Origin of the sequence: Shewanella sp. NKUCC06_TVS (assembly GCF_019345515.1) — a bacterium.
GTDB lineage: Bacteria > Pseudomonadota > Gammaproteobacteria > Enterobacterales > Shewanellaceae > Shewanella > Shewanella oncorhynchi.
Genome location: NZ_JAHKQX010000003.1, coordinates 274,571 through 287,542, shown reverse-complemented (window position 1 = coordinate 287,542; position 12,972 = coordinate 274,571). Strand labels below are relative to the sequence as shown.

Genomic DNA, 12,972 nt, shown 5'->3' with positions numbered 1-12,972 from the left:
CTTCTTTTAAGGAGTAAGCCTTTTTATTCGTTTTACATCAACGTTCAATGACCTTAAGGTCACTCAAATGTTATTAGCTTTCGTCTTTTTGACCTTGAAAGTTGCGATAAATTACCCATTTTTAAGCAAAAAGGTTTACGGCAAGATGAAATCCGGACTTTAGTCCTAAATACATTCAGTGATTGAGCACTACTATCAGCATATTACCACATGAGGATAGAAAGATGACTGCTCATATTAATGCTCAACCTACTGATTTTGCTGAAACTGTTATTATGCCGGGTGATCCACTCCGTGCTAAATATATCGCTGAAACCTATCTCACCGATGCCGTAGAAGTCACGAATGTTCGCAATATGCTTGGTTACACGGGCTTTTACCAAGGACAGCGCATTTCCGTTATGGGTCATGGTATGGGGATTTCATCTATGGTGCTCTATGGTCATGAGCTGATTAATTATTTTGGCGTGAAACGCATTATTCGTATTGGCAGTTTAGGTGCAACACAAAAACATGTACAAATGCGAGATGTCATTTTAGCCCAAGCCGCAGGCACGGATTCACCCACTAACGCTAAGCGTAGTAGCGGCTACCAAATGGCAACTTCTGCGACCTTTTCTTTATTGCATAAAGCCTATACAACAGCGAATGAGAAAGGTATTAGTGTAAAAGTTGGCAATATCTTTAGTGGTGATCTTTATTACGATCCCGATGAAGATATGATCCCCGCACTTGAACGTTTTGGGGTATTAGGTATTGATATGGAAGTGGCGGGGCTTTATGGATTGTCACACCAACAAGGTATCGAATCATTAGCCATTTTAACGGTATCGGATCATTGTTTAACCGGTGAAGAAACAACGGCCGAAGAACGCCAACTCTCTTTTAATAATATGATCGAGCTCGCGTTAGAAACCGCCCTCAATTAGGTTTAAAGCCATCCTTTGAACCCTTAGCATTTCACTTATGGAATGACATAATGAATAATAAAATTACTTTAACAGCCATCAGTTTTCTCGCCAATTTTATTATGGCGGGCTTTGCGACCCAATTTGGGATGTTGATTGAACCCATAGCTGAGAAATTTGCCGCTAATGTTAACGAAGTTGCATCAATCTTTTCATTGCTCAATGGTGGTGCACTCGCGGGGACGATTGCAGCATTTTTCTTTATTGAAAAAATGGGTATCAAAAGAATGACCTTGATAAGTTACAGTCTGGTTGCTCTTTCTGCTCTGGCTTTACATTTAACCAGTTCCCTACAAGTTGTGATGGTAGCAATGACCTTGATTGGTTTTTGTGGCGGTATCGGTCTATGTATTGCTGGTACGATTGTGGTGTCTGTGTGGCAAGATAAATTACAAAGCACAATGTTAGTGGTGCAAGATGCAACGTTTAATATTGCAGGCGTTATTTTTCCATTGATAACGACTTATGCATTAACAAATTCATTATCATGGAGTTATAGCTATTTAGCCGTAGGTTTAGTGGCGTTTGGTACAGTCATTATTACCTTGTTCACTCATTTCTCTATTTGTGAGCAATCTTCTACAACACAAGAGAAACAACAGTCTGAATGGAATCTCGGTATTATTAGTGGAGGTATTGGTTTATTTTTAGGAATGCTGGCTTTATATACTTTTTTAACTTGGGCACCTTTATTTGTAAAACAAAAATTTGATATTCCGTTTGAAGATGCCGGTAATATTATTACCCAGTATTGGTCCGCTGCGCTAATTGGGGCGTTAATTTCGACTGTGATTGTGACTCGTGTAAAAATTCACCATTTCTTAGTCGGTATTATTGCTTTAGCTATGGTGATCACCGCTGCCATTGTCAGTACCAATAATCTTAATTGGATAGCTTATTTAACCTATGGTTATGGTTTTGTGTGTGCCGCGCTTTATAATGCATTTATTGCTTATGGCGTGTCTTTTGTAAAAAAAGCCAGCAGCAAAAATGTGTCATATATTCTTATTAGCGGAAGTGCAGGGGCGATGTTTAGCCCAGCCATCAGTTCTTTCTTTGAACGTATTATCGGATTACAAACAGTGATGTATGTGATTCCTTTGCTTTACGCAGCGATATTTATGCTATTGATCGTTTCAAGTCGGATGAAATCGGCTATGGAACAACACTCGCCATCGGTAAGTTAATTTACCTGTGCATCCATCCCACACTCGGTTGTTAAATTAAGTCGAGTGTGGGTTATGTTGAAAGCGGTTATATGCCTGCTTCAACAAATTTCTTGAGTGCGTTGAGATCACAAATCCGAATGCCATCTTTTTTCCGCTCAATTAAGCCTCGTTCCTCAAGATTTTGTAGCGCCCGACGGTAGACTCGGTCGGTAGTGCCAAATCGTTCAGCCTCTAAATAGCGTTTACTAAAGCCATCTACGGGCAAGTCATTTAAGTATTCATGGTAAATATCAAATGCCACGTTATAACTGATAGGATAGAGCAGTCGCCGAGTAAAAATATCCACTGTGTCTTGGTAGTCAATCGCAATTGCACTAGCGAAAAATAGCGCGAGTTGAGGATGTTGACCGAGGCAATGTTGCAGTTTTTCAGCGCTAATCAACATGATTTCTAAGGGTTCACTGGCAATAATGTCTAGTTGACAGTGGTACTGGGTGAAGAACTCCATTTCGCCAAACAGTTGTGAATCACAATCAATAGTACCTAATTGAAAACACCGACCATTTCTCGCGGTATGACCGAGTGATACTCGACCTTGCTTCACCAATACAAGTGATGCCATCGCTTCCCCCTGCGTCATGAGGTGAGCGCCTTTTTTGAGCATTTTTATTTCGCTGATACAGCTAAGTACAACCGCTTCAATAAGTGGATAGTCTTGCTCCCATCGCTGGCTATAACGTCCTTTCGATAAAGGTTTTAGCTGCATCGACTATTGTCCTCTTACTGTGTTCGAAATTGCGACCTTCTATAGCATTATCATGATAGGCGGTCAAATGGACGAAAGGATTTAGGCTGATACTAAAGACATTTTCATCATACGAAGTGAAGGGCAGTGGTTTTCGCGACATTTAATTGAATCGCAGAGATAAGAGTGCCCACTTTTTATTTCCGTCATGTATACTAGGCGCCGCCAAGGGGTGTTTGTTGTGCATTAATGTTACTCTGATTTTAACGTTGACGGCTGCAAACTGAGATGTCATCTGACGAACCCTTAGAACCTGATCCGGCTAATACCGGCGTAGGAATGGGCCAATTAACAGCACACTTCTGAATCGCTTATTCGTTGCCGGATCTCAAACATTATATTTGAGGTCCTATGTCAAACCGTAAAACGTCAAACCATCAATCCCCATTTTCAACCGTATCGCCAAGCTTATTTTTAGCCCGAGCGCCGCTGGCATTAGCCATCGCCGCAGCGCTGAGCACCCCTGTTTTTGCACAAACCGACGCTATCGATAAACCCGATCCCAGCACTGAGATGGAAGTCATGGTGGTGACGGCGGATTTTCGCAGCTCAAGTTTAGAAAAAATGCCTTCAAGCATTACCGTTATCGACAGTCAAAAAATTCAAGATGAAAGTGCGCAACACTTTGAAGATCTGCTTAATTCTATCGCCAATTTTAACTGGTCAGGTGGAAGCTCTCGGCCGAAATATTTTCAAATTCGCGGTGTAGGGGAACAGGAACAATACCAAGGCGCACCTAATTCTTCCGTGGGTTACATCATAGATGATATCGATTTATCCGGTATTGGTATGGTGTCGAGCATGTACGATTTACAGCAGGTCGAAGTGCTTCGTGGACCGCAGGGGACGCGTTACGGCGCGAATGCTTTAGCGGGACTGATTTATCTGAAGAGTAACGATCCAACTGATGTGTTTGAGCATGGCGGCGAAGTGTCGTTAGGCGATGATGATTTGCGCACTTTTAGTGGTTTCAGTTCTGGCCCATTAACGGATTCTGGCAAGCTGCTTTATCGTGTGTCAATGCAGCAACATCAGCAAAATGGTTACCACGATAACCTGTATTTAGGCCGTGATGATACCAATGGTCGCGATGAATTCAGCGGCCGCGCTAAGCTGCGCTGGTATGCGACAGATGATTTGCAGTTTGATTTAACTGTGCTGCATGCCGATTTTGATAATGGCTATGATGTGTGGAGTTTAACCAATTCACCAACTCAGACAACATCGGATCAACCGGGTGTTGATAGTCAGCGCACCACAGGCGCGGGTTTTAAAGCGACCTATTCTGGCGCAGAAAACTTCGAATTAACTTCGTTAACCTCTTTTGCCAATACCGATCACCATTACAGTTACGATGGCGATTGGGCTAACTCAGAATATTGGGCCTCTAAGCAATGTAATGATGACAATGGCAATCTGGCGCCGTGCCAATACGATTATTTTTGGGATAAAACGGGTCAGCGTAAAACCGCGTCGCAGGAGTTTCGCCTAAGTTCTACCGAGCAGGGCCGTATTTTTGCAGAGAGTACTGATTGGTTGCTTGGTGTGTATGCCATGAATCTGAAAGAAGATAACCAATTGTATTCTGAATACAATACTTGGCCGGATGAAGTCTTAGACTCAGAGTATGAAGCGACAAACTATGCACTGTTTGGCCAGCTTGATACGGATTTGGGCTCAAATTATGCTTTATCTGTGGGTCTACGTTTAGAGCGTCGCAACAGTCATTACTCTGATACGAATAACGATAATTTCGACCCGAGCGAAACCATGTGGGGCGGTCATATTGCTGTGAGTAAAGTGCTGAACGACTCACACAATGCTTATATCCGAGTCGCACGCGGTTACAAGGCGGGCGGTTTCAACATGACTTTGCCCGTCGAATTGAACGATAAAAAAGAGTTTAGTACTGAGACGCTCTATAACTATGAAATCGGCCTTAAATCCCATTGGTTAGCTGGACTTATCGATACTAATTTGGCGCTGTTCTATATGGACAGACAAGATCAACAGGTGGCTGCATCACAGCAAGATCCCGATAAACCACAGCGTTTTATCTTGTTCACTGAAAATGCAGGCAGTTCGAATAACTATGGCGCTGAGTTAGATGCAACCTGGTATGCCACGGATAATCTGCAAGTTTACTCAAGCTTAGGTTGGTTAGAAACGGCCTACGGTGACTACCAGTATCAGGATAAATATGGTACTGAGGTGGATTTAACTGGCCGCGATCTGGCCCATTCTCCACATCTTACCTACAGCCTTGGTGGGACTTATCGTGCTAATTCGGGTTGGTTTGCTAACCTGAATCTTAGCGGTAAGAGTGAATTCTATTATTCAGACAGCAATGAATCCCGCTCTGAACCCTACACTATCGTCAATGCCCGCGTAGGTTATGAGGCGAGCGCATGGTCGGCATATTTGTGGGGACGCAATCTGTTTAATGAAGAATACGGTGTGCGTGGCTTCTATTTTGGCAATGAGCCAGATAACGGTTGGGCGGAAAAGCAATATATTCGTTACGGCGATCCGCGTCAGATTGGTGTAACCTTTAACGTTAAGTTTATGTAATAGCTCATTTTAAAATGAGCATAATCATTTAAGTGTTAACTGAACTGTAGCCCAGTATTTGGGCTACAGCCTTACTTCAGAATATCAAGGAATTAAAATGAAACTGACCGCAGAAATTAGCATGTATCCCTTTAATGAAAATTACCTCGATCCTATCAAGTGGTTTATTGGCCGCGTGGATAGTTATCCCAATATCGAGCGCGTGACTAATGCGATGGCAACTCAAGTGTGCGGCGATTATTTAGATGTGATGACTATGCTGGCGACCGAGATGCAAGCGGCCCATGAGAAGTGGGGCAAGGCGGTATTTGTGTGTAAGTTTATCGGTGGTGAGCTGAATTTAGCCCACAGCGAATAATGATTGACCGCCATGTAAGCGACAAATAGGCAATGAGAACAACACTATGACAGATTTATGGTTAACCTTGGTCGAGAGCGTTAATACGGCCTTTGGTGAAGTCCATGTGATGACCGTATGGGAAGCCCTCGCGGTATTGCTGGCGATGGCATATTTACTGCTGGCGATGAAGGCCAGTGTGTGGTGCTGGGCGGCGGCCTTTGCCAGTACCGCCATTTACACTGTGTTGTTTTGGAAGGTGTCGCTACTGATGGAGTCTGTGCTTAACGTCTATTACATGGCTATGGCGCTCTATGGATATTGGCTCTGGACCCAAGGTGGTGATAAGCATCAAGGCGTAAAAGTGACCACTTGGCCATTGAAAACCCATTTAAAGTTGATCGCAGCGACGGGCGTGATTTCGCTTTTGGTTGGTCACGGTATGGCGACGTATACCCAAGCCGCATTCCCGTATCTAGATGCGGCGACAACCTGTTTCGCCGTGATGACGACTTATTTAGTGGCAAAAAAGGTACTTGAGAATTGGCTTTATTGGGTAGTTATCGACATAGTGTCGATTTACCTTTATCTCAGCAAAGGCTTGATGCTGACATCCTTGTTATTCGTGCTTTATGTGGGTCTGGCGGTCGTGGGGTATTTCCTGTGGCGAACCGCGTTAGCCGATGCCCGTGAAGCTAATACCTTGAAGTTACTCAGTTAATGCTCGATATAAACGCCTCGATGCAACGCTCAGCAGGCGAGCCATTCAAAGCACTTTACCCCATACTCAAAAGTGCAGGGCTAGTTAACGTGTTAAGTATTCATGAGCTTGCGGGCGGCTTAAGTAATCACAACTATAAAATCACTACGCCCGCAGGCAGTTATGTGCTGCGGGTGAATGCCGATGCGGCGGACAGTTTTTGCAACCGCCAGCAGGAGCGTTTTTACTGGCAGCAATTGGCTCAAGCTAAACTTGCTCCTGAACTGTTGTGGGTGAGCGAAGATGAGCGTTATTACCTCAGTGATTTTATTGAAAGTGATTATATTGAAAGTGACGATATTGAAAACGAAGGCTTAATCCACTGGCCAGCGTTAGAACGCCAAACGAGTGCAGCTGATTTTGTGCTGGGGCAATCGACGTTTAATTATTTACAGTATCCGGCAGCAGAACAAGAAACGCATCCTAACCAAGCCCATTGTTTGCTATTGGCGTTATTGCTGCAATTACGCGATCTGCCTACAGGGCCTTATGATATTAGTATCACTGAGCAGTGGCAGGAATATCACCAGCAAATACTTGCCTATCAGGCTTCTGCAACATTTCGTGAGCCAGTATTAAGGCGAGCTGTGCCATTGAAGCAGGGTAGTGATATTGGTGATAGCAATACTCACGATTGGAATGAGCGGGTGGCTAAGCTGCTTGCAATTCAAATCGAAATTAAACATTGGTGTGATGAGTTAGCAGCCTGCATAATCAAGCCGCAGTTTTGCCATCGCGATCTTAATCCCCATAATTTGTTACTTAAAAATAACCGCTTGTGTTGTATTGATTTTGAGTATGCGACGGCGTCGCATCCACTGTGTGAGTTGGCTGTAGTGTTAGCGACCCATGCGTTAACGCCCTATCAGCAAAGTGTTTTGGTGAAACAGTATCTGAGTGGACATCCTTATGTTACTGCACAAGCCGTAACGGCAGTGCCTGCCGCTATTGACATGTATTGGGTATTTGCTTGCTACTGGGCATTATTGATGGCAGCGCAAACAGAACCCAGTCGTAGCGTTGACTACCTTGCTTGGTTTGATTGCTTCTGGCCGCTGATCACCCCCAAATAGTCATTATTGCGTGTGCTTAGTTTCCATCTGATGATAATGGTTCATTCCCTTATGGCATTGACCGCGCTATGGTGGGACATGCGGGTAGAACATACTGAAAACCTTTATTAGACAAACTTGTTTGATATAAAAAGCAACTTTATATAGTCTCAAGCGTCTTATTAGCAACAATTCTAGGATGGATTATTCAGTATGAAAAAAGGCGTGATGCTACTTGTGTGTCTCTTAGGCTTAAGCGCCTGCTCCACTAAATTCAGTTACCATTTCCTCGACTGGGCCATCGGCTGGGAGCAAGAGGATTATGTTACCTTAGATAAATCTCAGCAAAAGGCATTCGATGCCCTCATTGAAAAATTTGTCATTTGGCACCAATCCAAAGAGTTAGCTCATTATGTGGTGCAATTGACCGAAGTCGAAGGCCTCATAAAAACCAATACGTTAACGCCAGTGCTATGGGCAGATCATGTGAATATTGCTAAGCGGCATTGGTTTCGATTGTTTGAGTTCGCCTTGCCCGAGCTTCTACCTATCATAATGTCTTTGTCCGATGAACAGGTGAAGCAGATCCTCACAAAATTACGGGAGGAAGAGCAGGAGCTCGTTAAAGAATTTGCGGGTAAAACCCCTGAACAGTTACAAAAAGATGCCGATGAAAACCTTCAAACCCAATTTGATGATTGGCTTGGAAGTGTAACTGCGGAGCAAAAAGTGCTTATTCACCAATATAATCAACAGCGTTTATCCACCTTAGATATGTGGCTTGAGTACAGGCACGAATGGTTACGCCAGTTTGAGGTTGCACTGGGTCAGCGCGCTGATAAAGCATTATTAACCGAGCGTTTGACCTTGCTGATGACGCAGCCCGATGAGCTTAAGTCAGAGCAACATAAAGTGTTTTTACGTAAAAATACTGAGGCATTTGGGACTTTGCTGTTGGCGATGAATGCGAGCTTATCGGAGCAGCAGTCTAAGCATTTTTATAAAAAGTTAGGTGGACTCATTCAAGATCTCAAGGAACTGAATCAGGAAGCGATTGAAAAAGAAGCCTAGGCCATGAAAGATTTATTGCCTTGCCAGGGTCTATTCCTGCAAGCCAATAAATCAGCCTACTAACGACTAAATAGAGACCTTATGCCACTCGTATCCCTTTATCAGAAACTGCTCAATATGAGCCGCTATTTCGAAGGCTTAGCGCCATTAGCCCTTAGGATTTACCTTGCACCTGTGTTAATGCAGGCAGGCTATAACAAGCTCGCTCACTTTGAAGATACGGTTGCTTGGTTTGCCAATCCCGATTGGGGCTTAGGTCTGCCAATGCCGGCGTTAATGGCAGGACTGGCGGCGGGAACTGAGTTCTTTGGCGCTATCTTGTTACTGCTTGGGCTCGCGACGCGACTGATTTCTATCCCTTTAATGGTCACTATGTTGGTCGCCGCATTGACTGTGCATTGGCCAAATGGTTGGTTAGCGATTGCCGATGGTAGCTCTTGGCTAGCCAACGACAGAGTGCTTGAGGCTGGGGATAAACTGGCAAAAGCCAAAGAAATATTGCAGGAGCACGGTAACTATGACTGGCTGACTAGCTCAGGTAACTTAGCTGTGCTTAATAATGGGATTGAGTTTGCGATCACCTATTTTATTATGTTGCTGGCGCTTTTTACCTTAGGCGGTGGTCGTTACACTAGCCTAGATTATTTCATCGCTAAGCGCTGTGGGATTAAGTAAGTCTTTCTCAAGCGGGCCCAATTGTTAACTGTATCGGATTTTCAAGCGCATTTAATTTTGAAGCCCACTCGATTGTTAAGTGCACTCAACAAGTTAAATCCCACTCAAGCGGTGGGATTTTTTTATGCCTCTTTGTCAGCAATTTGCTATGCTTGAGCGCAATTTATATCGAACTAGGATAAGAACTTGGACGCTATTGAACTTTTACTCACTCGCCAATCAACCCCACGATTAACTGCTCCTGCTCCAGATGCGAGTCAATTAAAAATCATCTTAGATGCTGCCATTCGTGTGCCAGATCATGGCGCTTTAGCGCCATGGGAATTTATTATTGCCGTAGGAAAAGGGTTAGATACCTTGGCAGATATCTTTGTTGAGGCAGCGAAAGCGAGCGGCGCCGATGAGGATTTTGTCAATAAAGCTAAGGGCATGCCAATGCGCGCGCCTATGGTGATTACTGTCGTGGCGAAAACGCAGCAACATTCCAAGGTCCCCGTACTTGAACAGCTCATTGCAGCGGGTTGTACGACCATGGCGATGCAGCAGGCTGCCTTTGCCTTAGGTTTAGGTGCAGTGTGGCGTACAGGGGATTTTGCCTTTGATGCGAATGTGAATATTGCTCTAGGTCTTGAGCCACACGATCAAATTGTCGGTTTTTTGTATGTGGGTACGCCAGCCGTTACTGCTCCTAAGAAACCGCAAAAGGACGGCAGTCAGTACGTCCGTTATTTATAAATCCGCCCTCTTTTTTAGTGGAGAAATTCTATGCAAGTTGCGCGTACTCCTAGACTCATCCTGCGGCAGTTAACCCCAGCCGACGCTTCTTTTATGCTAGTCTTGCTCAATAGCCAAGGCTTTATAGAGAATATCGGGGATAGAGGAGTACGCACACTTGTGCAGGCTAAGGATTATATCGTCAATGGACCGATGAAAAGTTATGCCGAGTGCGGTTTTGGTTTTTATGCTGTAGTGCTCGCCGAGAATGGATTCACTATTGGCATCTGTGGTTTAATCAAACGGCCGACACTGGACAATGTCGATATAGGCTATGCTTTTTTGCCGCAATATTGGGGCAAGGGCTATGCATTCGAAGCGGCTAAAGCCGCTTTTGACTTAGGTAAAAGTTTAGGTATTGAGCGTATTGTCGCGATTGTGAGCGCCCATAATAGTGCTTCAAAAGCTTTGCTGAACAAACTTGGATTACACTTTGAGCGTTGTTTGCAGCTCAGCCCAGATGATGAGCCTGTTGAACTGTTTGGTTAATCTTAACCTATTGTTTATATTGGATTTTATTTTATTGTAATTCCGTCTTCTTTAATCTAGAATTTCGCAAAATTTATCGTTGAGATATGGCAATCATATCTCTTATCGACGCCCCTCGAAAATCAGGCTCACTTAATCCCTCCTTGAGCCCTTGAGTACAGCAAAAGCGTAGCCCTTTTTTGGATGTAGCATAATGGTTTCGCAATTAAGTGAAGCAATGCTGGACGTGATCGCTGATGCCTTGGTAGACAAAGGCTATATCTTTTTATCTGACTTAGTTCCTTCCTGTATTAGCCAAGTACTATTGGAAAAAATTCAATCAACTGAAATATATGAATTAAAAGCTGCCTCTATTGGTCGAGGTTCTGAACAGCACTTAAATCCAGACATTCGTCGTGACAGAATACAGTGGCTAGAAGAGCAAAATGAGCCCGATGCCCAGTATCTTGAGTTGATGACACAACTCAAAAATGGCTTGAATCGTCGCTTGTTTATGGGCTTATTCGATTATGAAAGCCACTATGCGGTATATCAGCCTGGGGCCTTTTATAAAAAACATGTTGATGCACTTAAGGGCAGCCAAAATCGTATTTTAACCACAGTGTTTTTCTTAAATCCTGATTGGAAAGCGGCAGATTGTGGTGAGTTGATTATCTATGATGAAGCTGACATTGAGATTGAACGCATCGCGCCTAAAATGGGCCATTTTGTGATTTTCCTCAGTGAGCGTTTTCCCCATGAAGTGACCAAAACCTTGGCTCAGCGTAATAGCATTGCGGGCTGGTTTAGGGTCAGTAACAGTGTTCATGGCTTTTAACTTTAGCTTTTAACTTCACCTGAAAACAAACGCCTAAATGCTGCCCACAGGTTTAGGTGTTTTTGCTCTCGATTGTCGCTTTTGGTCATCACCAATCACTAATCACTAATCGCGACTACGCAATGTCATTGGCTATTTATCGGATATTGATTGGCCATTTCGTGACTTATTCTTTCGCAGCAGTATTTATCCCAATCTGATTTAACTGCCTTCTACTCATTTTTTCAAATTTTTTTACACTCTTAAGCTTTAGGTAATCTAAGCCGCCGACAATGGGATAAATTTGTCCAATCATGCTGAAAATAGGGTGTTTTTTTATTCTCGTTTAATGTTAGGCTAGATAAAAATGTGCGCAACAACACACTTTTCTATCATCTAACGGAGGCGAGACTGTGGGCAGTGAAGATAACTTAGGTTGTTTAACGGGTGAGCATATTGTGCTTGAGCCCTTATCTCTGTCCCATGTGGCGGCATTGAGTTTAGCGGTGACAGATGGTCAACTTTGGCGTTTGTGGTTTACTAGTGTGCCAGAACCCGCCGAGGTGAAGTCCTATGTGACTAAAGCCCTCGAAGAAAAAGCGTGGGGTCAGAGTTTTCCCTTTGCAGTGCGGGACAGAGTGTCCGGTGAAATTGTCGGATGCACGCGAATTTGCAACTGGGAGCCTGAAAATCGTCGCCTTGAGATTGGCTACACTTGGTATGCAAAACGTGCCCAGCGTACGGGGATCAATACCGAAGCTAAGTTATTGTTATTGACCTTTGCCTTTGAAACCTTAGATGCCATTGCTGTTGAGTTTCGGACTCACTGGCATAACCAAGCCTCCAGACAAGCGATTGCGAGACTGGGTGCTAAGCAAGATGGTGTGTTGCGTAATCACAAAATTCTTAAAGACGGTACAATTCGCGATACTGTGGTGTATTCCATTATTGATGCTGAGTGGCCAGCGGTAAAAAACAGTCTGCAATTTCGATTGCGACAACGACCGCCAACACTTTAACGATAAAAAGGAAAGGCCCATGGCAAGCATTATAACTCGAGCAGATGTGACTCATGTCCATGAGGTTGCAGTGTTATTCAATGAGTACCGACAGTTTTATGGGCGCAGGGATGATGTAGCGGCCGCGGAGCAGTTTATTCATGCAAGATTGTTAGATGAGTCATCGGTGATATTTATTGCCAAAGATAATCAAGGGCTTGGATTAGGCTTTGTGCAAATGTATCCCAGCTTTTCATCGTTACGTATGGCTCCAATGTTGATCCTCAATGATGTGTATGTGACTCAACATGCTCGATGTGTCGGTATTGGGCGAGCGCTAGTGCAGCAGGCCGCCAGTTATGCCAAAGCGCATAATATGAGTTATTTGATGTTAGAAACACAGCAAAAAAACCAGCGCGCGCAGGGCTTGTATGAAGGCTTAGGCTTTGTGCGTAACCAAGATTTTTATATCTACGAGCTTGAGATCCACCCAGGGCTTGAGTAGGT

At 44.0% G+C, this 12,972-nt stretch carries 14 protein-coding genes and 1 riboswitch; of the genes, 13 read left to right on the top strand and 1 reads right to left on the bottom strand.

What is annotated here, in order from left to right; genetic code table 11:
- The first annotated feature begins 224 nt into the window (after window positions 1-224).
- Window positions 225-929: a purine-nucleoside phosphorylase gene (deoD, locus tag KO531_RS05120; protein ID WP_012196924.1), complete on the top strand. Its 705-nt coding sequence runs from the start codon at window positions 225-227 to the stop codon at window positions 927-929.
- A 50-nt stretch (window positions 930-979) separates the two neighbouring features.
- Window positions 980-2,155 (top strand): MFS transporter TsgA, encoded by a 1,176-nt coding sequence (gene tsgA, locus KO531_RS05115; RefSeq protein WP_219250538.1) that lies wholly within the window; start codon window positions 980-982, stop codon window positions 2,153-2,155.
- Between the two features lie 67 nt (window positions 2,156-2,222).
- On the opposite strand, the gene KO531_RS05110 is transcribed toward tsgA, so the two are convergent.
- Window positions 2,223-2,903 (bottom strand): Crp/Fnr family transcriptional regulator, encoded by a 681-nt coding sequence (locus KO531_RS05110; protein WP_012196926.1) that lies wholly within the window; start codon window positions 2,901-2,903, stop codon window positions 2,223-2,225.
- A 197-nt stretch (window positions 2,904-3,100) separates the two neighbouring features.
- Window positions 3,101-3,239: riboswitch (TPP riboswitch) on the top strand.
- A gap of 54 nt (window positions 3,240-3,293) precedes the next feature.
- Here KO531_RS05110 and KO531_RS05105 point away from each other — a divergent pair.
- The 11 genes from KO531_RS05105 to KO531_RS05055 all read left to right on the top strand — a co-directional run bounded on the left by KO531_RS05105 (window position 3,294) and on the right by KO531_RS05055 (window position 12,970).
- A complete protein-coding gene (locus KO531_RS05105; RefSeq protein ID WP_219250537.1) occupies window positions 3,294-5,513 on the top strand; it encodes a TonB-dependent receptor in 2,220 nt (739 codons plus the stop codon).
- Between the two features lie 97 nt (window positions 5,514-5,610).
- Window positions 5,611-5,871, top strand: coding sequence for a hypothetical protein (locus KO531_RS05100; RefSeq protein ID WP_028760297.1), 261 nt, complete (start codon window positions 5,611-5,613; stop codon window positions 5,869-5,871).
- A gap of 46 nt (window positions 5,872-5,917) precedes the next feature.
- On the top strand, window positions 5,918-6,571 hold the full coding sequence (gene pnuC, locus KO531_RS05095) for a nicotinamide riboside transporter PnuC (protein ID WP_028760296.1): 654 nt from the start codon (window positions 5,918-5,920) through the stop codon (window positions 6,569-6,571).
- Complete coding sequence (locus KO531_RS05090; RefSeq protein ID WP_219250536.1) at window positions 6,571-7,683, top strand: phosphotransferase; 1,113 nt, start codon at window positions 6,571-6,573, stop codon at window positions 7,681-7,683. The genes pnuC and KO531_RS05090 overlap by 1 nt, the downstream gene beginning before the upstream one ends.
- A gap of 192 nt (window positions 7,684-7,875) precedes the next feature.
- Window positions 7,876-8,733 (top strand): DUF6279 family lipoprotein, encoded by an 858-nt coding sequence (locus KO531_RS05085; protein ID WP_113938746.1) that lies wholly within the window; start codon window positions 7,876-7,878, stop codon window positions 8,731-8,733.
- Between the two features lie 81 nt (window positions 8,734-8,814).
- Window positions 8,815-9,408 (top strand): DoxX family protein, encoded by a 594-nt coding sequence (locus tag KO531_RS05080; RefSeq protein WP_219250535.1) that lies wholly within the window; start codon window positions 8,815-8,817, stop codon window positions 9,406-9,408.
- 186 nt (window positions 9,409-9,594) lie between these two features.
- Window positions 9,595-10,143, top strand: a complete 549-nt coding sequence (locus KO531_RS05075; protein WP_219250534.1) for an NAD(P)H nitroreductase — start codon at window positions 9,595-9,597, stop codon at window positions 10,141-10,143.
- A gap of 30 nt (window positions 10,144-10,173) precedes the next feature.
- Entirely contained in the window at window positions 10,174-10,671 is a 498-nt protein-coding gene (locus tag KO531_RS05070) for a GNAT family N-acetyltransferase (protein WP_219250533.1), read from the top strand.
- 193 nt (window positions 10,672-10,864) lie between these two features.
- On the top strand, window positions 10,865-11,488 hold the full coding sequence (locus KO531_RS05065) for a 2OG-Fe(II) oxygenase (protein ID WP_028760290.1): 624 nt from the start codon (window positions 10,865-10,867) through the stop codon (window positions 11,486-11,488).
- A gap of 392 nt (window positions 11,489-11,880) precedes the next feature.
- A complete protein-coding gene (locus tag KO531_RS05060; protein WP_219250532.1) occupies window positions 11,881-12,486 on the top strand; it encodes a GNAT family protein in 606 nt (201 codons plus the stop codon).
- Window positions 12,487-12,505: 19 nt separating this feature from the next.
- The gene (locus KO531_RS05055; RefSeq protein WP_219250531.1) at window positions 12,506-12,970 is read left to right on the top strand and encodes a GNAT family N-acetyltransferase; all 465 of its coding nucleotides are present in this window, start codon (window positions 12,506-12,508) and stop codon (window positions 12,968-12,970) included.
- The last annotated feature ends 2 nt before the right edge of the window (window positions 12,971-12,972 follow it).